The 20431-nt window shown below is 70.4% G+C and carries 18 protein-coding genes; 7 read left to right on the top strand and 11 right to left on the bottom strand.

The features are described from left to right. Window positions 1-160: 160 nt before the first annotated feature. The 3 genes from GAS53_RS07610 to GAS53_RS07600 all read left to right on the top strand — a co-directional run bounded on the left by GAS53_RS07610 (window position 161) and on the right by GAS53_RS07600 (window position 3107). Window positions 161-913 carry a nucleoside phosphorylase gene (locus GAS53_RS07610; protein WP_151476688.1) on the top strand — a complete coding sequence of 251 codons (753 nt, stop codon included), beginning with the start codon at window positions 161-163 and terminating at the stop codon, window positions 911-913. Next, window positions 910-2337: an amidohydrolase gene (locus GAS53_RS07605; protein ID WP_151476687.1), complete on the top strand. Its 1428-nt coding sequence runs from the start codon at window positions 910-912 to the stop codon at window positions 2335-2337. The genes GAS53_RS07610 and GAS53_RS07605 overlap by 4 nt, the downstream gene beginning before the upstream one ends. A 98-nt stretch (window positions 2338-2435) precedes the next feature. After that, window positions 2436-3107: a FadR/GntR family transcriptional regulator gene (locus tag GAS53_RS07600; RefSeq protein WP_151476686.1), complete on the top strand. Its 672-nt coding sequence runs from the start codon at window positions 2436-2438 to the stop codon at window positions 3105-3107. Window positions 3108-3193: 86 nt separating this feature from the next. Here the strand turns inward: GAS53_RS07600 and GAS53_RS07595 are convergent, their stop codons facing one another. From GAS53_RS07595 to GAS53_RS07580, 4 genes are read right to left on the bottom strand one after another with little or no spacing between them, the layout of a single operon-like run. Then, complete coding sequence (locus tag GAS53_RS07595) at window positions 3194-4213, bottom strand: ABC transporter permease (protein ID WP_151476685.1); 1020 nt, start codon at window positions 4211-4213, stop codon at window positions 3194-3196. Between the two features lie 36 nt (window positions 4214-4249). Next, window positions 4250-5794 (bottom strand): sugar ABC transporter ATP-binding protein, encoded by a 1545-nt coding sequence (locus tag GAS53_RS07590; RefSeq protein WP_151476684.1) that lies wholly within the window; start codon window positions 5792-5794, stop codon window positions 4250-4252. Between the two features lies 1 nt (window position 5795). Then, complete coding sequence (locus GAS53_RS07585; RefSeq protein ID WP_151476683.1) at window positions 5796-6827, bottom strand: sugar ABC transporter substrate-binding protein; 1032 nt, start codon at window positions 6825-6827, stop codon at window positions 5796-5798. A 14-nt stretch (window positions 6828-6841) separates the two neighbouring features. After that, window positions 6842-8149 carry an enolase C-terminal domain-like protein gene (locus tag GAS53_RS07580; RefSeq protein WP_151476682.1) on the bottom strand — a complete coding sequence of 436 codons (1308 nt, stop codon included), beginning with the start codon at window positions 8147-8149 and terminating at the stop codon, window positions 6842-6844. 275 nt (window positions 8150-8424) lie between these two features. Between GAS53_RS07580 and GAS53_RS07575 the strand changes: the two genes are divergently transcribed. Continuing rightward, window positions 8425-9468, top strand: coding sequence for a PAC2 family protein (locus GAS53_RS07575; protein ID WP_151476681.1), 1044 nt, complete (start codon window positions 8425-8427; stop codon window positions 9466-9468). A 97-nt stretch (window positions 9469-9565) separates the two neighbouring features. Here GAS53_RS07575 and GAS53_RS07570 read toward each other — a convergent pair whose 3' ends face one another. Continuing rightward, window positions 9566-10528 (bottom strand): SMP-30/gluconolactonase/LRE family protein, encoded by a 963-nt coding sequence (locus GAS53_RS07570; RefSeq protein ID WP_151476680.1) that lies wholly within the window; start codon window positions 10526-10528, stop codon window positions 9566-9568. Window positions 10529-10887: 359 nt separating this feature from the next. Between GAS53_RS07570 and GAS53_RS07565 the strand changes: the two genes are divergently transcribed. After that, window positions 10888-12636: a S8 family peptidase gene (locus GAS53_RS07565; protein ID WP_151476679.1), complete on the top strand. Its 1749-nt coding sequence runs from the start codon at window positions 10888-10890 to the stop codon at window positions 12634-12636. 59 nt (window positions 12637-12695) lie between these two features. Further along, the gene (locus GAS53_RS07560) at window positions 12696-13475 is read left to right on the top strand and encodes a hypothetical protein (RefSeq protein ID WP_225858791.1); all 780 of its coding nucleotides are present in this window, start codon (window positions 12696-12698) and stop codon (window positions 13473-13475) included. A gap of 72 nt (window positions 13476-13547) precedes the next feature. Here the strand turns inward: GAS53_RS07560 and mshC are convergent, their stop codons facing one another. The 4 genes from mshC to GAS53_RS07540 form a co-directional block, all read right to left on the bottom strand. After that, the gene (gene mshC, locus GAS53_RS07555) at window positions 13548-14777 is read right to left on the bottom strand and encodes a cysteine--1-D-myo-inosityl 2-amino-2-deoxy-alpha-D-glucopyranoside ligase (RefSeq protein WP_151476678.1); all 1230 of its coding nucleotides are present in this window, start codon (window positions 14775-14777) and stop codon (window positions 13548-13550) included. A gap of 121 nt (window positions 14778-14898) precedes the next feature. Continuing rightward, a complete protein-coding gene (locus GAS53_RS07550; RefSeq protein WP_192583007.1) occupies window positions 14899-15714 on the bottom strand; it encodes an SCO1664 family protein in 816 nt (271 codons plus the stop codon). Further along, window positions 15678-16268: a DUF3090 domain-containing protein gene (locus tag GAS53_RS07545; protein ID WP_151476676.1), complete on the bottom strand. Its 591-nt coding sequence runs from the start codon at window positions 16266-16268 to the stop codon at window positions 15678-15680. Before GAS53_RS07545 ends, GAS53_RS07550 begins: the two co-directional genes overlap by 37 nt. 103 nt (window positions 16269-16371) lie before the next feature. Beyond that, a complete protein-coding gene (locus GAS53_RS07540) occupies window positions 16372-17058 on the bottom strand; it encodes a histidine phosphatase family protein (RefSeq protein WP_151476675.1) in 687 nt (228 codons plus the stop codon). A 107-nt stretch (window positions 17059-17165) separates the two neighbouring features. Between GAS53_RS07540 and corA the strand changes: the two genes are divergently transcribed. Next, a complete protein-coding gene (gene corA, locus GAS53_RS07535) occupies window positions 17166-18164 on the top strand; it encodes a magnesium/cobalt transporter CorA (protein WP_192583006.1) in 999 nt (332 codons plus the stop codon). A 64-nt stretch (window positions 18165-18228) separates the two neighbouring features. On the opposite strand, the gene GAS53_RS07530 is transcribed toward corA, so the two are convergent. Further along, window positions 18229-19020, bottom strand: a complete 792-nt coding sequence (locus tag GAS53_RS07530) for a ferritin-like domain-containing protein (RefSeq protein WP_151476674.1) — start codon at window positions 19018-19020, stop codon at window positions 18229-18231. Between the two features lie 229 nt (window positions 19021-19249). Further along, the gene (locus GAS53_RS07525; RefSeq protein ID WP_151476673.1) at window positions 19250-20305 is read right to left on the bottom strand and encodes an LLM class F420-dependent oxidoreductase; all 1056 of its coding nucleotides are present in this window, start codon (window positions 20303-20305) and stop codon (window positions 19250-19252) included. Window positions 20306-20431: the final 126 nt, after the last annotated feature.

Genomic DNA, 20431 nt, shown 5'->3' with positions numbered 1-20431 from the left:
CGCGTCGAGTTGAGGGGCGGCTGCCATGGGCGGCCGCCCCTTCGGCGTGCGGGTGCAGCGGCGGACGTGGTTTCCCGCTGCGTACGATCTTCGGTGAGGCAGAGCATTTTTGATGGTCTGTCACACGCCGGGCTCGGGCTCGTACGACTGGAGTCACCTCATGACGCAGGAACTGTCGCCCATCACACGCATACCCCGCACCGGGCTGCCGCCGCACGCGCTGGTCGTCGGCGATCCGCTGCGCGCCGCGCTCGTCGGCGCGAGACTGGACGGTTCCCAGGAGGTGTCGTACCACCGCGAATACCGTGTGTTCAGCGGGAGTTGGAAGGGTGTGCCGGTCGTCGTCGCCTCGCACGGGGTCGGCGCGCCGGGCGCGATCCTGCTCTTCCAGGAGCTGGCGGACGCCGGGGTCCGCACTTTTCTGCGCTTCGGCACGGCGGGGGCGATGCGGCCCGGCATCGGTGACGGCGACCTGGTCATAGCGGAGGCGGCGATACGCGACGACGGGGTGACCCAGCAGTTGCTGCCGCCCGAGTATCCGGCGGTGGCCGCACCCGAGGCGGTGCTCGCGCTCCAGCGGGCGGCACGCGAGCAGGGCGCTCCGCACCACCGGGGCATCGTGTGGACGCGGGCCGCCTTCCAGCCGGGGCTTATACCCCTGACCTCGTACGCCGGGGCGGGGCTCGTGGGGATCGAGATGGAGCTGTCCGCGCTGTACGTCACCGCCTCGCTGCGCGGGCTGACCGCGGGCGGCGTCCTCGTGATCGACGGCGCGAACGCCGACGAACTCGTCGACGAGGCGGCCACCGGCGGCTACGACCCCCATCGCGAGATCGTCGCGGCGGGCGTGGAGCGCGGAAGCGTGGTCGCCCTGGAGGCCCTTCGGCTGCTGGCGGAGGGGGACGCACGATGACGACTCCTCCCACGTCCGGCGCAGGGTCTCCGGAACAGCCCGCCTCCGCCGAGCAGCGCATTCCGGCGTCCGGCGCACAGCCCCTTCCCGCTCCGGCATCCGCCCAAAGCCCCGTCCCCACCGACCTGTTGATCCACGGCGGTGACATCCTCACCGTCGACGAGGCCGGCACCGTCGTACACGACGGAGCCGTGGCCGTGCGCGACGGCGAGATCCTCGCGGTCGGCCCCGCGGCGGAGCTGCGGGCGCGGTACACGGCCGCCGAGAACCTCGACGCGACCGGCTGTCTCGTGCTCCCCGGCCTGGTCAACGCCCACACCCACCTGGCGATGACGCTGCTGCGCGGCTGCGCCGACGACGTCACGCTGCAGGGCTTCCTGGAACGGGTGATCCGCTGGGAGAGCGAGCTGCTGTCGGCGAAGAACGTCGCCGCGGCGGTCCGGGGCGCGATCGCGGAGAGCGTACGGGCCGGGGTGACCTCGGCGCTCGACATGTACTGGTTCCACGAGGCGGCCGAACGGGTCGCGCGCGAGGCGGGCTGGCGGCTGCACGCGGGGCCGACCTTCATGGACGTACCGACCCCGCCCGACGGCATGGCGTACGGGGACCGGCTGGGGTGGGCGCGCCGGGATCTGGCCGACCGTGCGCGGCGGCCCGGTACGCGCCCGGTGCTCTTCGCGCACTCCGCCTACACCCTCTCCCCCGGCCAGCTGACGGAAATCGTCGCGCTGGCAAGGGAGTTCGGCGCGCTGGTACACATCCACGCGGCGGAGAACGCGACCGAGGTCGCCACCGTCGAGGCGCGCTACGGCAAGCGGCCGGTGGAGTTGCTCGACTCGCTGGGGTTACTGGGCCCCGATCTGCTGCTGGCCCACGCCGTGGAACTGACCGGCTCGGAGATCGCGGCGCTGGCCCGTACCGGCACCTCGGTGGCCCACTGCCCGGTGTCGAACCTCAAGCTGGGCTGCGGCATCGCGCCCATACCACCGCTGCTGGACGCGGGCGTGACCGTCGGCCTCGGCACGGACGGCGCGGTCAGCTCCAACACACTGGACGTCTTCCGGGCACTCGGCCTTGCCGCCCTGGTGCACAAGGCGGACGGCGACCCGACCGCGGTCGGCGCCGAGCAGGCCGTGCGCATAGCCACGATCGAGGGAGCCCGCGCGCTGGGGCTGGACGCCCACCTGGGATCACTGGAGGCGGGCAAGCGGGCCGACCTGATCGTCCTCGATCTGGGCAGTGCGCATCTCGCGCCGCGCCACGACCCGTGGTCGACGCTCGCGTACGCCGCCCGGGCCGCCGACGTACGGGACACGGTCGTCGACGGACGGGTCCTGATGCGCGACCGTTCGCTCACGACGCTCGACGAGGCCGCCGTGATCGCGGACCTGGTGGCCCTGGTGTCACCGTCCGATCTTGTGTGATCGTGATCGCCACTGACGGGGCTCATCGGGGCAGCTGAAGCCCCATAATGAGACATCGGATGTCTGAACGACATATCTGATCGACAGGGAGGCCCGCCATGGCAGTCACCGATGAGGCGATCGAAAAGATCAAGGGAATGATCGTCTCCGGCGCGCTGGGCCCCGGCGACCGGCTGCCCAAGGAGAGCGAGCTCGCCGCCGACCTGGGCCTGTCCCGAAACTCTCTGCGGGAGGCGGTGCGCGCGCTCTCCCTGATCCGCATCCTGGACGTCCGGCAGGGCGACGGCACGTACGTCACGAGCCTGGACCCGCAACTGCTCCTCGAGGCGCTGAGTTTCGTCGTTGACTTCCACCGTGACGACACGGTCCTGGAGTTTCTCGCGGTGCGCCGCATCCTGGAGCCGGCCGCGACGTCGATGGCGGCGCTGCGGATCAGCGAGCAGCAACTGGACGCGCTCACCGCCCAGTTGGACGCGCTCGGCGCGGAACCCTCCGTGGAGGAGCTGGTCGCCTGCGACCTGGAGTTCCACCGCGGCATCGTGCAGAGCTCCGGGAACTCGGTGCTGTGCTCCCTGCTCGACGGTCTCTCCGGCCCCACGACCCGCGCCCGGATCTGGCGCGGGCTGACCCAGGAGGACGCGGTCAGCCGCACGCTGCACGAGCACCGCGCGATCCTCAGCGCGCTGCGCGACCGCGACGCGGAGGCGGCCCGCTCATGGGCGACCGTGCACATCGCGAGTGTGGAGCAGTGGCTTCGCTCCACGCTGTGACCGCACCGTGACCGCATTCTGAGCGACCAGTCCCGTCGGCCCTGTTCGTCCCTGTTCAGTTCCGTTCAGTCCTGCTTCTCCCCGCTTCAGTCCTGCTTCTCCCCGCTCGCGAACCGCGAGATCACCAGCGCCACGATGATGATCGCTCCGTTGAGGAACTGGTTCCACAGCGCGGGCACGCCGCCGAGCGTCATGACGTTGACGACGAGTTGCAGGGTCAGTACGCCGGTGAGGGCGCCGAACAGCGTCCCCCGCCCGCCCTTCAGGCTGATCCCGCCGATCACCGCGGCCGCGAACACCTGGAAGATCCACCCGTTGCCCTGGGTGGCCGCGACCGAGCCGTAGTGGCCGGTGTAGAGGACGCCCGCGAAGGCGGCGAGCAGGCCGCCGATGGCGAGGACGATCCAGGTGATGCGGTCGACACGGATGCCGGCCGCGCGGGCCGCCTCCGGGTTGCCGCCGATCGCGTACAGCGCGCGCCCGTGCCGCAGCCAGGCGAGCGCGCAGCCGCCGACGGCGAAGAGCGTGAGGCAGATCCAGACGGCGGCGGGGGCGCCGAGCCAGTCCGTCTTGCCCAGGTAGCGGAAGGACTCGGGGACGTCGGTGATCGACTTGCCCTCGGTGATGCCGATGTGTAGGCCGCGCAGCATGGTGAGCATGCCGAGGGTGGCGATGAAGCCGTTGACGCGCAGTTTCAGCATCAGGAAGCCGTTGACACCGCCGATCAGCAGGCCGGCGAGCAGGCAGACCGGGATGGCCGTCCACACCGGCAGCAGGTCCAGGCCCGCGAAACGGCTTCCTTCCGTCGGCAGCACCAGCCACATCGCGATCACCGGTGCGATGCCGATCGTCGACTCCAGCGACAGGTCCATCCGGCCGCAGATCAGGATCAGCGCCTGGCCGAGCACCAACAGGCTGAGCTCGCTGGACTGCTGGACGACGTTGATGAGGTTCGTGGAGGTCAGGAACACCGGCGAGACGATGTAGCCGATCACCATCAGGACGAGGATCACGGGCACGAGGGAGAGGTCGCTCCAGCGGACGTACCGCACGAACTGCGGCGTGCGTGTCTTCTGCGCCGTCTCGGGCCGCAGGGTCTCCGTCATGGACTCACCTTCCCCGTCATGACCGCTCCCTCTCCGTCATGGCCCGTCCTCCCGCTCGGCCACGCCCTCCCCCTCGGCCACGCCCTCCATCGCGGCCACGCCCTCCATCGCGGCCACCAGTTCCCGGTCGGTCCAGCCGACGCCGTACTCGCCCACGACGCGCCCGTGGAAGAGCACCAGCAGCCGGTCGCACACCCGCAGATCGTCGAGTTCGTCGGAGACGATCACCGCGGCCCGCCCCTCGTCCGCGACCCGGCGTACGACTCCGAGCAGCGCCTCCTTGGCACGCACGTCGACCCCCGCGGTGGGCCGCAACGCCACCAGGACGTGCGGGCGGCGGGCCAGTGCCCGGGCCACGACGACCTTCTGCTGGTTGCCACCGGAGAGCCCGGAGACGGGCTGGTCGGGCCCGCGGGTCTTGATGTCGAGCGAGCGGATCATCGTGGCCGCGAACTCCCTTGTCCGGGACGGGAGTACGGTCCCCCAGCGGCCCAGCTGGTCGGTCACCGTGAGCGTGGCGTTCTCGGCGACGCTGCGGTCGACGACGAGGCCCTGGCGGTGACGGTCCTCGGGGATGTAGCCGATGCCCGCTTCGAGGGCGTGCGGCACACTGCCGGTCCGAACGCCCCTTCCCCGCACGGCGATTGAGCCCGCCGTCGGGGCCCGCATGCCCACCAGCGTCTCGCCGAGCGCCGTGTTGCCGCTGGCCGCCGCGCCCGCGAGGCCGAGCACCTCGCCGGGGCGCACCGCGAAGTCGAGCGGCTCGAACTGCCCTTCCAGGGCGAGCCCTTGGGCCCGCAGCAGCGGCTCACCGGTGTGCGCGGAGCGCTTCGGCTCCCAGTCCGGTACGACCGACGCGTCCTCCCCCGTCATCGCCGCCACGAGGTCCGATTTGGCCAGCCCCGCGACCGGAGCCGTCAGCACCCGGCGGGCGTCCCGCAGCACCGTCACGGTGGCGCACAGCTCGTACACCTCCTGGAGGTGGTGCGATATGTAGAGGAACGCGACGCCCTGCGCCTGGAGGTCGCGGAGCTTCTCGAAGAGGCGTTGGATGCCGCGTGCGTCGAGCTGTGCGGTCGGTTCGTCCAGGACGATGAGCCGGGCGCCGCAGGAGAGGGCCTTGGCGATCTCGACGAACTGCCGTTGCTCAACGGCGAGTTCCTTGGCCCGCAGGCCCGGGTCGACGTCGACTCCGTACTCGGCGAGGAGAGTTCGCGCGCGTGCTCTCAGCTTCGACCACCGGATGAACCGGTCGTGTTCGTCGAAGCGGTTCAGGAACAGGTTCTCGGCGACGGTGAGTTCGGGCACGACCATCGACTTCTGGTAGACGCAGGCCACCTTGGACCGCCAGGCCGCCGTGTCCCCGAAGGAGGGAGCCGGTTCGCCGTCGAAGCGCACCCTGCCGGACTCCGGCCTGTGCAGCCCGGTCAGCACGCCCACCAGGGTGGACTTGCCCGCGCCGTTGCGCCCGACGAGCGCGTGCGACTCGCCGGGCCGGACGGTGAGGTCGACGCCGTCGAGCGCGAGGGTCGGCCCGAAGCGTTTGAGGATGCCCTGTGCCTCGACTGCCGGTGCGGGCATGTCACTTCTCCAGCTGGTTGGCCCACAGCTTCGGGTCGTCCACGTTGTCCTCGGTGACCAGGGGCGCCGGCAGCTGGTCCTCGAACCCGCCCGGAATCTTGATGATGGTGGAGTCGTGGTCGGTCGGCCCCGGCTTGACCTCCACCCCGTCCAGGGCCTGCTTCGCCCAGTGGAGTGCGTACTTGGCGTACAGGTCGACGGGCTGCGAGACCGTCGCGTCGATCTTTCCGTCGCGGATGGCGTCCAGTTCCTGTGGGATGCCGTCGTTCGAGATGATCGTGATGTGCCCCTTCGATCCCGGCGGCTTGAGCAGTTTCTTCTGTTCGAGGAGGGCCAGCGTCGGCTCGAGGAAGACGCCGCCGGCCTGCATGTAGATGCCGTTCAGATCGGGGTGGGCGGCGAGCGTCGACTGGAGTTTCGCCGACGCCACCTCGCCCTTCCACTCCGTGGCCAGCTCGAAGACCCTGATGCCGGGATAGTTCTTCGTCATGCACGCCTTGAAGGCCTCGGAGCGGTCCCGCCCGTTGATGGACGCCAAGTCGCCCTGGAACTCGGCGACCTTGCCCTTCCCCTTCAGCTGCTCGCCGAGGAACTCGCAGGCCTTCTGGCCGTACGCGCGGTTGTCGGCCCGCACCACCATGTAGACCTCGCCCTTGTCGGGGCGGGTGTCGACGCTGACCACCGGGATGTCCTTCTCCGCGAGGTTGTTGAGGGTCTCGGCGACGGCTCCGGTGTCCTGCGGGGCCATCACGACGGCCTTCGCACCCTGGTCGGTGAAGGTCTGGACGTTGGCCGCGAGCCGCCCGATGTCGTTCTGCGAGTTGGTGAGCGGCAGGGCGTCGATGTCCTCGGCCTTGATGTCCTTCTTCACGTAGTCCTGGTAGGAGTTCCAGAAGTCGCTGTCGTTGCGGGGCATGTCGATGCCGACCTTGCCGCCCGAATCCCCGCTGCCCGAGTCCCGGTTGCAGGCCGTGAGCACGGTCGAGGCCAGAAGTGCGGCACAGGCGACGGCAGTTGGCGTACGCAGTCTCATCGGGGATCACTCCTTCACGAAGGATGCTTCGGGGTCTGCCAGACGGGCCCGTCCGGATAGGTGTGCGCGGCCACCGACTCGGGGCGCATGCGGGCCGAGAACCCCGGTGCGCCCGGCGCCCGGTAGCGCCCGGCCACGACGACGGCCGGGTCGGTGAAGTGCTCATGGAGGTGGTCGACGTACTCGACGACCCGGTCCTCGCGGCTGCCGGAGACGGCGACGTAGTCGAACATCGCGAGGTGCTGGACCAGTTCGCACAGCCCGACACCGCCCGCGTGCGGGCAGACGGGCACCCCGAACTTGGCGGCGAGCAGCAGGATCGCGAGATTCTCGTTGACGCCCGCGACCCGGGCCGCGTCGATCTGCACGAAGTCCACGGCGCCGGCCTGGAGGAGCTGCTTGAAGACGACGCGGTTGGCGACGTGCTCGCCGGTGGCGACGCGCACCGGCTGCCCCGCGCGCACGGCGGCGTGCCCCAGGACGTCGTCGGGGCTGGTGGGTTCCTCGATCCAGTACGGGTCGTACGGCGCGAGAACGGCCAGCCACCGCAGTGCTTCGCCGACGTCCCAGCGCTGGTTGGCGTCCACGGCGATCCGTATGTCCGGGCCGACCGTCTTGCGGGCCAGACGCAGGCGCCGTACGTCCTCGTCGAGGTCCGCGCCGACCTTCAGCTTGATCTGCCGGAAGCCGTCCGCGACGGCCCGCTCGGCGAGCCGGACCAGCTTGGCGTCGTCGTAGCCGAGCCAGCCGGGGCTGGAGGTGTATGCGGGATATCCCTCGCGCAGGAGCTTCCGGGTCCGCTCGGCGCGTCCCGGCTCGGCCGCGCGGAGGATGTCCAGGGCCTCGTCCGGGGTGAGCGCGTCGCTCAGGTAGCGGAAGTCGACCAGCGCCACCAGCTCCTCCGGGGTCATGCCCGACAGGTATCGCCACACGGGCGCCCCGGCCCGCCGCGCCGCCAGGTCCCACGCGGCGTTGACGACCGCGCCCGCCGCCATGTGCATCACGCCCTTCTCGGGGCCGAGCCAGCGCAGCTGGGAGTCGTGGGTGACCGCGCGATGGACGGCGGCGAGATCCGCGGCGGTACAAGGCACGGGGCGCCCCACCACGTACGGGCGAAGCGCGTCGATGCCCGCCGCCACGACCTCGTTGCCGCGCCCGATGGTGAAGCAGAAGCCGTAGCCGGCCGATCCGTCGGAGGTGTGCAGCACCAGATACGCCGCCGAGTAGTCGGGGTCGGGGTTCATCGCGTCCGAGCCGTCCAGCCGCTCCGACGTGGGAAACCGGATGTCGTGGACCTCGAAGCCGGTGACGGTCGCCCGCATGCGCGCCCTCATCCCCTTGGTAGGCCCGGGATCCCCTTGGTAGGCCCGGGAACATCGGACCTCTGGCGGTCATCCGACGTATATCGCCGCTCCCGAACAACGTCCAGGCCCGCGGTCGAAGTTGGCCCGGGACAGCTCGGATGACTGCAGGGTGTTCCGAGGTGGCGAACGGGGCAGTCATCCGGTCACTCCCCCATGCAAGGGGGCTGCGGGCGCCCCCTGCGCAAGCCGTAAGGTTGGGGCGTACGCGAGGGCACGTCGGAAGGAGGCGCTGGGTGATCGAGCTCGAGGGGGTTCCCGAGCTGGTCGACCCGGTCATGGTGGCCGCGTTCGAGGGCTGGAACGACGCCGGCGACGCCGCCTCCACCGCGGTCGCGCATCTGGACAGGGAATGGAAGGGCGAGGTGTTCGCGGCGCTCGACGCCGAGGACTACTACGACTTCCAGGTGAACCGGCCCACCGTGTGGCTGGACGGCGGCGTACGCAAGATCACCTGGCCGACGACAAGGTTGTCGGTGGTCCGGGTCGGCGGGGAGAAACCGCGTGACCTGGTGCTGGTGCGGGGCATCGAGCCGTCGATGCGCTGGCGCTCGTTCTGCAACGAGATCCTCGGCTTCGCCCATGAGCTGGGCGTGGAGCTGGTGGTGATCCTGGGCGCCCTGCTCGGCGACACCCCGCACACGCGTCCGGTCCCGGTCAGCGGAGTCACGTCCGACCCGGACCTGGCCCGCACCATGGACCTGGAGGAGACCAAGTACGAGGGCCCCACGGGCATCGTCGGCATCCTCCAGGAGGCGTGCACGCACGCGGGCGTACCGGCGGTGTCACTGTGGGCGGCCGTGCCGCACTACGTCTCGCAGCCGCCGAACCCGAAGGCGACGCTGGCCCTCCTGAACCGCCTGGAGGACCTGATCGACATGCGGATCCCGCTGGGCGAGCTGGCCGAGGACGCGCGGGCCTGGCAGCTGGGCGTGGACCAGTTGGCCGCAGAGGACAGCGAGGTCGCCGAGTACGTGCAGACGCTGGAGGAGGCCCGGGACACCGCCGAGCTGCCGGAGGCGTCGGGCGAGGCGATCGCCCGCGAGTTCGAGCGCTATCTGCGCAGACGGGACGGGAGTGGTCCGGCGACACCGCCGGGCGGCCACGCCACGGAGAGCGGCGAGTCCGCCACGTTCCTCCGGGACAACCCGGGCGGCCGGACCCGGCCGCCGAAGCCGCAGCGGCCGGAGACCGCCGACGGCGTCGACGGCAACGACGGCACTTCCAATGACTCCTCCGACGACTCCTCCGACTCTCCCGAGGACTCCTCGGAGGACTGAAACGGGCGAGGAAGCCGAGCGGGCGGGGAAGCCGAGCGGGCGGGAAGGCTGATCCGGCGAAGGGGCGATGCGCGTCGAGCGCACCGCCCCTCACCCGTCACACCTGACGCACCGCCACCGCGTCGTACTCCGTGTCGGGCGTCGGCTGCTCGACGTCGAAGCGCGCGTTCGGCAGGTACAGACGGTCGCCCCACGCCGCGGCCGTCGTCGGGATACGGAAGCGCGGGTCGGTGATCCGCGCGATCGCCGTGCCCCTGGTGCCGGCCGCGTTCAGCCGGAACACGTCGATCGCGTTCTGCTGTTGCTGGACGACATAAAGGATCCTGCCCAGGAGCAACAGCCCGTCACCGTTGGGGATTTTGGCTCCGCCGAGGTCGACGGCGGTGGCGACTCCGGTGCGCGGCTCGACACGCATCAGCGTGCCGCCGTCCACGAAGATGTTCACCACCAGGAGCGCACTGCCGTCCGGTGTGCGCTCGATGCCGTTGGCGGTGAAGTCCGGGCCCTGCGCCCAGTCGCGGCTCAGCGGCACGGTCGTGACGGCTCCGGGCTTCCCGTGCCGGTCGAGCGCGAGCCGGTAGAGCTGGGGCTTGAACGAGTCGGTGAACCAGGCGGCGCCCGGAGTCAGGATCACGTCGTTCACGAACGTGCCGCCGACGTCGTACACCTTCTCGATCTTCCCCGTACGGGCATCGACGGTGCGCAGTTCGCCGCCGCTCCCGCCGCCGATGAAGAGCCGGCCGTGCCGGTCGATCTTCAGGCCCACGCTGGGGTGTCCGGGGCCGGGCCCCTTGCTGATGACGGAGCCGCGCCCGGTGGCGAGGCTCGCCCGGTAGATGTCGCCGTTGGCAAGTGATCCGAAGTAGGCGAACGGGGCGGAGCCGATGGCGATGCCCTCCGGCTGGAAGCCGTTCGGCAGCGGGAACTGCGTGGGCCGGCTCTTCTTCGTCTTCGGCGTTTCGGCCGCGTGGGCCGTGCCGCCCAGTAGTGCCGCTCCTCCCAGGGCCGCGGCCGTGGTGAGGAGTCTTCGACGTGCGAAGGAACGTGCTGTGGGTGCCACTGTGCGTCCTTCCGCGAAACGGCCGACGCGTGGCCGGCCCGACGGTCAACAGACGCTCTCACCCCATCACATGACAACCGTCTCCGCAGCGTTTGGCCGGATTGTGCCGTGACATCGTTTTCCGGACGGATTGCGCACGGTACCCAATTCAACTTGTTTTCAAACACAGTTGGCGAACTCGGGGGTGGACGAGTCGGCTCGGGAGGAGCAGGGTGTGCCCCGAAGGCCCGACCGGAGGAACGCGGCCGGAGCAACGCGACCGAAGGAAACACAGCAGTAACAGATCGCCGCACAGCGACAAGTGGACAGCGGATTTCGACAACTCCAGCACCTGCACGGACCGAAGGGAGCGGCACGCGATGACCGACCAGGTACAGCCGGCGCAGGGCCCGGGAGCGTCCGGGCCAGGGCCCGACGGAGCGGGATTCAGTTACCGAGGAGCCGAGCAGGAGCTGATCGTCGTCGCACGGCCCGCGGCCCGGCTGCGCGCCGAGGCCGAGGGTGTCCGTTCGGCGGCCGGCGCCGACGTGTCGGCACTCAATATGTTCCTCAGCGACGAACAGCTCGCCCTGGAACCGTTGTTCGGCAGCGAGGAGCGGCTGCAGTCCGCGGCGCAGCCGCCGGGCTCGGGCGCCGAGACGCTGCCCGACCTCGGGCTCTTCTACCGGGTACGCGGCGCCGACGACCGGGCCCAGGAACTGCGTTCGCGGATCTCGGCGCTGCCGGAGATCGCCACGGCGTATGTGAAGCCCGGTGCCGTACCGGCCTCGGTGGGGTCCGTCGGCCAGAGCACCGACGAGACCCGGCGGCGCAAGGAAGGCGCCCCGGTCACACCCGACTTCACCAGCCGCCAGGGCTACTTGCGCCCCGCGCCCGAGGGGGTGGACGCCTACTGGGCCTGGCAGCGGCCCGGTGGATCCGGCCAGGGCGTCACCGTGATCGACGTGGAGGGTGCCTGGCAGCTCGGCCACGAGGACCTGGCCGCGAAGCTCGCGGGCGTCGTGGTGGGCACCCCGATCCAGGACGTGGCCTGGCGCAACCACGGCACCGCCGTCATCGGCGTGATCGGCGGCGACCGCAACGAGTACGGGATCACCGGCATCGTCCCGGACACCGTGACCGCGGCCGCGTCCTTCCAGGGCATCGGCACCGCGGCCGCGATCCACGCGGCGGCCGACCGGCTGAACGCCGGCGACATCATCCTGATCGAACTGCACCGCCCGGGACCGCGGTTCGACTTCGAGGTGCGCGACGACCAGCGCGGCTACATCGCGCTCGAGTGGTGGCCGGACGACTACGCGGCCATACGGTACGCGGCCGCCAAGGGTGTCCTCGTGGTGGAGGCCGCGGGCAACGGCGGCGAGTCGCTCGACGACGCGGTGTACGAGCGCCGGCCCGACGAGTTCCCCGAGTGGTGGCGCAACCCGTTCAACCCGTCCAACCAGTCCTCCGGCGCGGTCCTGGTCGGCGCGGGCGCTCCACCACCCGGCACACACGGCCGCGACCACGGCCCGGACCGCTCACGTCTGGCGTTCTCCAACTATGGGGCGCGCGTGGACGCGCAGGGCTGGGGCCGTGAGGTCACCACGACCGGCGGCTTCTGGGACAGGCCCGGTGATCTGCAGGGCGGCGCCGAGGAGATCGCCTGGTTCACGGACACCTTCTCCGGGACCTCCTCCGCCTCCCCGGTGGTGGTCGGCGCCCTGGCCGCGCTGCAGGGCATGCTCAAGGCGGCGCAGCAGGAGCCGATGTCCCCGGAGCGCGCCCGTGCGGTGCTGCGGGCCACGGGTTCGCCGCAGCAGGACGCGCCGGGCCGGCCCGCGTCCCAGCGGATCGGGAACCGGCCGGACATCAAGGCGGCGGTCACCCGTCTGCTGCCGGAGGCGGTCGGCTCGGGCCAGGCCGAGCGGTACTGGGACGAGCTGCTGCCGTATCCGCGTGAACTCCCGCCGAGGCTCCGGCTGTTCGTGGCCGGTGACTGGCGGAGCCTGAACAACCCGTCCGCCGAGATCCGCCAGGCGGTGCACACCGCCTTCGCGGGCGGACGCCCCGACGTACGTGTCTGGTTCTCGGACGACGAGATCGTCGGCCTGGTCATCACGGGCTGAGGCCCTGTCGTCAGGGACCGACGGACCGCAACCAACCATTGACGGAAGGTGGCACCCGCATGAGCATCACCCCGCAGATGGGCCAACAGGGACAGCAGGGACAGCAGGGACAGCAGGGCCAGCAGGGCCAGCAGGGACAGCAGTTCCCGAGCACCTCGCCGTACCAGCAGCCGTTCGGACAGCAGGGTCAGCAGCAGCAGCCGTTCGGACAGCAGGGTCAGCAGCAACAGCCGTCCGGGCAACAGGGTCAGCAGCAGCAGCCGTTCGGGCAACAGGGTCAGCAGCCCTTCGGTCAGCAGCAGCAGCCGTTCGGACAGCAGATGCAGCAGCCCTACGGACAGCAGCAGCAGCCGTTCGGACAACAGGGCCAGCAGCAACAGCCGTCCGGACAGCAGGGCATGCCCGGTTCGCTCGAGCAGCTCCAGCAGCTCGGCCAGCAGCAGCCCTACCAGCAGCTGCTCCAGCAGCTCGGCCAGGAGCAGCCGCTCGGGCAACAGGGCCAGCAGCAGGACCAGCAGGCGCAGCAGGCCGAGCAGCAGGCACAGCAGCAGCTGTACCAGGTCTCGCAGGCCGCGCTGCAGCAGATGGCCCAGCAGGTCTCGAGGCAGCCGCTGGCCTCCGGTGTGGCGAACGGTTTCATCGACATCGTCCACCCGCTCCAGGGGCAGCCGCGACAGATCTTCCTGCGCATCAACAACCAGTTCCGGGTCCTCAACAACCCGACCCCCCAGGCCCATGACGAGATCCAGGAGGCCTTCGCGTTCGGCCACCAGGTGGTGGGCGTCTGGGACACCCAGTCTCCGAACATCCTGCGGAGCGTCCGGGTCCAGAGGATCTGACCGCATGTGAACGCAAGGGGCGCTTCCTCCGCGCGGAGGAAGCGCCCCATTCCGTGAATGCCGCTGTCTAGCTCACAGAGCCACGCCCAACAGGGCGTCCACGGCACGCGACACGACGCCGGGGGCGCCCTCGTCCGTGCCACCCTCGGTGTGCTGCCGCACGGCCCAGCGATCGACCGCGGCGAGCGCGGCCGGCGCGTCCAGGTCGTTCGCGAGGGCCTCGCGGATCTCCTCGACGAGTGCCTCGGCGGACGGGCCGTCGGGGCGCGACACCGCGGCCCGCCAGCGGTCGAGCCGCGCGAGGGCGTCCTGGAGCACCTGGTCGGTCCACTCCCAGTCGGCCCGGTAGTGGTGCGAGAGCAGGGCGAGCCGGATGGCCGCCGGGTCGACGCCGTCACGGCGGAGTGCCGACACGAAGACCAGGTTGCCCTTGGATTTGGACATCTTCTCGCCGTCGAGCGCGACCATGCCGGCGTGCACGTATGCCTTGGCCATCGGGAACTCGCCGGTCAGCACCTGTGCGTGGGAAGCGCCCATCTCGTGGTGCGGGAAGACGAGGTCGGAGCCGCCGCCCTGAACGTCGAAGCCCATGCCCAGGTGGTCGAGCGCGATCGCGACGCACTCGATGTGCCAGCCGGGCCGGCCGCGGCCGAGTGAGGCGCCGTCCCAGCTGGGCTCGCCCTCGCGGGCGGCCATCCACAGCATCGGGTCGAGCGGGTTCTTCTTGCCCGGACGGTCCGGGTCGCCGCCGCGCTCGGCGGACAGCAGCCGCATCGCCGCGGCGTCCAGGTTGGACACCTTGCCGAAGTTCGGGTCCGACTCGACGGAGAAGTAGACGTCGCCCTCGAGTTCGTACGCGGCTCCGGCGTCCCGCAGCCGCTCGACCAGCGGGACGATCCCGGGTATGGCCTCGACGGCGCCGATGTAGTGCTTCGGGGGCAGCATCCGCAGGGCGGTCATGTCCTCGCGGAAGAGGGCGGTCTCCTTCTCGGCGAGACCGACCCAGTCGATGCTGTCCCGCGCGGCGCGCTCCAGCAGCGGATCGTCGACGTCCGTCACGTTCTGGACGTAGTGAACCTGCCGCTTGGTGTCGAGCCACACGCGCTGCACGAGGTCGAACGCGTTGTAGGTCGCCGCGTGACCGATGTGGGTCGCGTCGTACGGAGTGATGCCGCAGACGTAGATACGGGCGACGGGACCGGGGTCGAGGGTGACAGGATCCCCGGACGCGGTGTCGTGGATCCGGAGGTCGCGGCCCTTGCCGGGCAGGGCGGGGACCTCAGAAGCGGGCCAGGCATGCATGTCTCGAGCCTAACCGGACGGATGTTCCGTATACGAACCGGACCAGGCCGATGGCCGGGAAGGCACTCTTGCGTACGGGTCCGGAGTGTGCGTCGTCGACCGACCGGACCGTTCCTGGTGGTTATACGGGCGGCCACGGGATCGCGGGCCACTCCCCCGAGGGCTCCGGGTGCCGTCCGGATCTGAGGAGAGCGGCTACACGCGCGCGCGTGGCGTCCAGTTCGGCCTCGGTGATCAGCTCCCCCAGCCGCACGCCCAGCGTCCCGCCCAGGGCGTCCCTGAGCCGCTCCAGGACCTCGACCGCCTCGGGGGTGAGCTTCTCCCCCGCCCAGCCCCACAGCAGCGTCCGCAGCTTGTTCTCGGCGTTGAAGGTGACCCCGTGGTCGATCCCGTACAGCCGGCCCTCGGGCGCGGGCAGCAGGTGCCCGCCCTTGCGGTCCGCGTTGTTGATCACCGCGTCGAGGACGGCGAGCCTGCGCAGCCGCTCGTCGTCGGCGTGCACGAGAAGCGCCGTCCGCCCCTCGCCGATCTCGGCGAAGCCGACGGCCTTCCAGCCCTCGCCCGGCTCCTCGCCGTCGACCAGCGCGAGCAGCTCCGCACCGCCGGGCTCCGGTTCGATCCACAGCTGGCACATGCCTTCGCCGTACGGCCCGTCGCGCAGGACGGTGGTCGGGACGAGCCCCCAGCCGGTCGCCTCGGACACCTCGTACGTGGCGACCTCCCGCTGGGCGAGGGTCCCGTCGGGGAAGTCCCACAGCGGGCGCTCACCGGCGACCGGCTTGTAGACGCAGGACACCTTCCGCCCCTCGTACGTCACATCGCACAGCAGTACCGCGTTGGAGGCCTCACGGATGCGTCCGCGCACCGTCAGCTCGCCCTCGGCGAGCAGCTCGGCCGTGGTCACGCTTCGCGGCGGTATCCGTTCTGGCGCGGACATACGTGTCCTTCCGGGTCGAGCGGGAGACTGCACAGCGGACAGGGCGGCCGGCCGGCGTTGACGACGTCGAGGGCGCGCTTGGCGAAGGCGCGGGCCTGGGCCCCGGTGAGACGGACCCGCAGCATCGGCGGACCGTTCTCCTCGTCCTGCAGAAGCCTTTCCTCGGCGGCGGCGAGGTCTTCGTCGGTGTCGGCGTCCAGCTCCACGAGCGCCTGCGCCTCGACGATCATCCGCTGTTCGTCGCCGTCCCAGGCGAGCGCCATGGTGCCGACCCGGAACTCCTCTTCCACGGGAGTTTCCAGAGGGGCGGTGTCGGAGACCTCCGCCGGGGCCATCGCCGGGACGGGAGCGCTGCCCCCGGTACGCCGTACGACCTCGTCGAGAAGCTCGTCCATCCGTTCAGCGAGCGCCGCGACCTGCGTCTTCTCCAAGGCCACACTGGTCACCCGGGGTCCTGTGGAGGCCTGCAGGAAGAAGGTACGGCGCCCTGGCAGCCCGACCGTGCCGGCCACGAAACGGTCCGGCGGGTCATAGAGGAACACCTGACGGGACACGTCCTGTCTCCATTGGATCGATCGACTGCTTCTGCCGTCGACTGCGTCTGCTGCTGACAACTGCTGCGCTGCTTCGACCGCTTCACCCTACTGCGGCCGACGATCACGGTGCGCCCGCACCGCCCCCGACCGTGGCGTCGCCGCCCGGAGGCTCCTCGCGCGGCGCGAGTGACGTCAAATCGCCGGTGTCCCCGAGGCGAACGAGAAATGGCCGCAGTCGTGTGTAACGGATCGCGGTGATGGAACACGGTTCTACGGAGATCCGCTGGAAGAGGTCCAGATGAAGGCCGAGCGCGTCCGCGACAAGGGACTTGATGATGTCGCCGTGCGAGCACATCAGGTACACGGCGTCACCGCCGTGATCGCGCTCCACGCGCGCGTTCCACTCCCGTACCGCCTCGGCGGCCCGGGTCTGCATGGCCCGCATCGACTCCCCGCCGGGGAACGCGGCCGCGGACGGATGCGTCTGGACGACCTCCATCAGTGGTTCGTCCCTCAGCTCGGCGAGCTTGCGGCCGGACCAGTCCCCGTAGTGGGCCTCGCCGATGCGCTCGTCGGTGTGCACGCGCAGCTCGGGGCGGGCGTCGAGGAGCGGCTGAATCGTTTCCTGACAGCGTTGCAGGGGGCTGCTGACGACCTCGGCGATCGGCAGTTCCGCGAGGCGCCCGGGCAGCTCGGCGGCCTGTGCGGCGCCGCGTTCGTCGAGGGCGACGCCGGGTGTCCACCCGGCGAGCAGTCCCGCGGTGTTGGCGGTGGAGCGTCCGTGCCGGACGAGGATCAAGGTGGGCATGCCGCCCAGAGTAGGTCCTGCCGTGGCGGGGCAGACGGGAGTGCGGCGACAGGACCCGGGCGGCGGCCGGAGTGCACTGCGGGCCGAACGGCGGGAGAATACGCTCCGTGATCGTCGACTGTGCCATCTACCGCGACGGGCGCCGGACGGAGGGTCCCGAGGACCTCTCCGAGGCCTTGGCACAGTGCCGCTCCGGGCGGGACGCCTTCGTCTGGATCGGTCTGTACGAGCCCACGGAGAAGGAGTTCGACCGGGTCACCGAGGAGTTCGGGCTGCACCCGCTGGCCGTCGAGGACGCCCTGAAGGCGCATCAGCGCCCCAAGCTCGAGGTGTACGACGACTCACTGTTCATGGTCCTCAAGCCGGTGGGGTACGAGCCGAAGAGCGACATCGTCTCCTCCGGCGAGGTCATGGTCTTCATCGGCGACTCGTTCGTGGTGACCGTGCGGCACGGTGTGGAGTCGCCCCTCGCGGCCGTGCGGCACCGGCTGGAGGACGAGCCCGAGATGCTCCGGCACGGCCCCACAGCGGTGCTGTACTCCATCGCCGACGCCGTGGTCGACCACTACGTGGATGTGGCGGGCGAGCTGGGGACCGACCTGGAGGAGCTGGAGGCGGAGGTGTTCTCGCCGGCCGGCGGGGGCTCGCGGCACTCGGCCTCCAGGATCTACGCCTTCAAGCGGCAGATCCTGGAGTTCCGCAGGGCCACGGGCCCGCTGGCGCAGCCGCTGACCCGGCTCTCGGGCACAGGTCTGTTCACCACCGGCGTGCCCTTCGTCCACGACAAGGCACAGCCCTTCTTCCGTGACGTCAGCGACCATCTGACGCGCGTGAACGAGTCCGTGGAGGGCCTGGACCGGCTGGTCTCGGACATCCTGTCGGCGCATCTCGCGCAGATGAGCGTCCGGCAGAACGACGACATGCGGAAGATCTCCTCGTGGGCGGCCATGGCCGCGGTCCCCACGATGATCGCGGGCATCTACGGCATGAACTTCGACCACATGCCGGAACTGCACTGGCAGTGGTCGTATCCGGCCGTGGTGCTGGCGTTGGTCCTGCTGGAGATCGGGCTCTTCCGGCTCTTCAAGCGGCGCGGCTGGCTGTAGGCGCGCTCTTCGAGCTCCACGCGCGCGTGCCGCGTACGAGGCCGCACGCGCGCGTGGAGCACGATCACGCGAACTCGGGTGCCGCCGACGACGCCGGCCCGCCCAGGGCGTCGCGCCGCTCCGGCATCGTCAGCGAGACCATCCGCCGCCAGCCGAAGAAGCGCTCGTACAGGTACATGGCGTGGATGCCCGCGGCGAGCACCGCCGCCTTGGGCTTCGGCCAGCCGAGGATGCGCCCCATGTGACTCATCACGGCGAGGCTGACGTCCCGGTAGATGCGGACCTCGGCGAGCGCGCACTCGCGCAGCGTCTTCTGGATGGCCCGGCCGTGGCCCGCGTATGCGAAGCGCAGCAGCTCCTCGTGGCAGTACGCGAGGTGGTTGTCCTCGTCACCCGAGATCATCCGCACGGCCTTGCCGACCTCCGGGTGATCCCCGAAGTCCTTGCGCAGCATCACCATCTGGTCCACGGCGCGCTGCTCGGTGACCCTGCTGTGGGAGAGGTAGGTGACGATGTCCTGCACGGTGAGCGGCTCGTCGCGCTTGAGCTTCTCGTGCGCGAGGCCGATGCCGTGCTTTTCCAGGAGCATCGTGTAGTCGGTTTCGGGCGGGACCTCGACGGGTGTAAGGCCCCGCTTCTTCATGAGGGCGTTGAAGATCCGCCCGTGCTTGTCCTCGTCGGCGCCGTGCCGGGTGATCTTGGGTGCGAGCGCGCGTTCGCTCTCCGGGACGAGGGCCGCGATCCGCGCGTTCTCCCAGCCGCCCTGTGTCTCCCCGCTGGCGGCGATGGAGCAGAAGAGCCGGAACGACTCGTCGTTGTCGATGATCTCCTGGAAAAGACTCTTGGCCGAAAGCATGACTGCCACCTCTCATGCAGGACTCCGCAAAGAACGAGTCAAATGGGCAGCCAGGGGTGCGGCAACATCTGTGTCGGACAATTCCGCCGAACGATGGACGCGAGGGGCATGAGAGGCGCGTAACCGAGCGGGCCGTGGCGCGTTGTTCTCCGTGACGGCCGTGGCGGGGAAGACCCCCCGAGCCCCCACCACGGCCGCAGAACTCTCTCGTCCCGTCTGTTGACCGGTGTTACGCGAGCCCGGCCCGCTCCAGGGCGTCGGACCCGGCCCGGAGCGAGGCGATCCGCTCGTCCAGCGTGAAGCCCGCGGGGGCCAGCGTGAGCGTGGTGACCCCGGCGGCCGCGTAGGCCTTCATCCGGTCCGCGATGCGGTCCACGGAGCCCAGCAGCGTGGTCTGGTCGATGAGCTGCTGCGGAATGGCGGCGGCCGCGCCCTCCTTGTCGCCGGCCAGGTACTTGTCCTGGATCTCGGCGGCCTCCTTCTCGTAGCCCATGCGCTGGGCGAGCTGGTTGTAGAAGTTCTGCTTGCGGCTGCCCATGCCGCCCACGTAGAGCGCGGTGTAGGGGCGGAACATGTCGGCCAGGGCCGGCACGTCCTTGTCCTCACCGAGTGCCAGGGGCAGGGTCGGACAGACGTCGAAGCCGTCCATGGTCAGGCCGGCCTTCTCGCGGCCCGCACGCAGGTGCTTGATCGCGGTGTCCTCGAGGTGGTCGGCGGACGGGAAGATCAGCAGGGCGCCGTCGGCGATCTCGCCGGTCTGCTCCAGGTTCTTCGGGCCGATCGCGGCGATGTAGAGCGGGATGTGCTCGCGCTCCGGGTGCACGGTCAGCTTGATCGGCTTGCCCGGTCCTCCGGGCAGCGGCAGCGTCCAGTGCTCGCCCTCGTACGACAGACGCTCGCGCGTCATGGCCTTCCGTACGATCTCGACGTACTCACGCGTGCGGGCCAGCGGCTTGTCGAACTTGACGCCGTACCAGCCTTCGGAGACCTGCGGACCGGAGACGCCGAGGCCGAGGCGGAAACGGCCGCCGGACAGCGAGTCGAGCGTGGCCGCGGTCATCGCGGTCATCGCGGGCTGGCGGGCCGGGATCTGGAAGATGGCCGAGCCGACGTCGATGCGCTCGGTCTGGGCGGCGACCCAGGTCAGTACGGTGGCCGCGTCCGAGCCGTACGCCTCGGCGGCCCAGCAGACCGCGTAGCCCAGGCGGTCGGCCTCCTTGGCCACGGCGAGATTGTCCGCGTCCATTCCGGCGCCCCAGTAGCCGAGGTTGATCCCGAGCTGCATGGCCGATTCCCCTTACTGATCAGTAACGTCCCTTGTGCGGCACCCTAGCGCGCTGGTGGGCCGAGCGGCAGGGACGGGGTTCGGGATCATGTGATCCCGGTTGTCCACAGGGCCCCCCACACACCG

The organism is Streptomyces albicerus (genome assembly GCF_008905045.1).
Taxonomy (GTDB): domain Bacteria; phylum Actinomycetota; class Actinomycetes; order Streptomycetales; family Streptomycetaceae; genus Streptomyces; species Streptomyces albicerus.
This window is presented reverse-complemented; position numbering and strand designations above follow the sequence as displayed.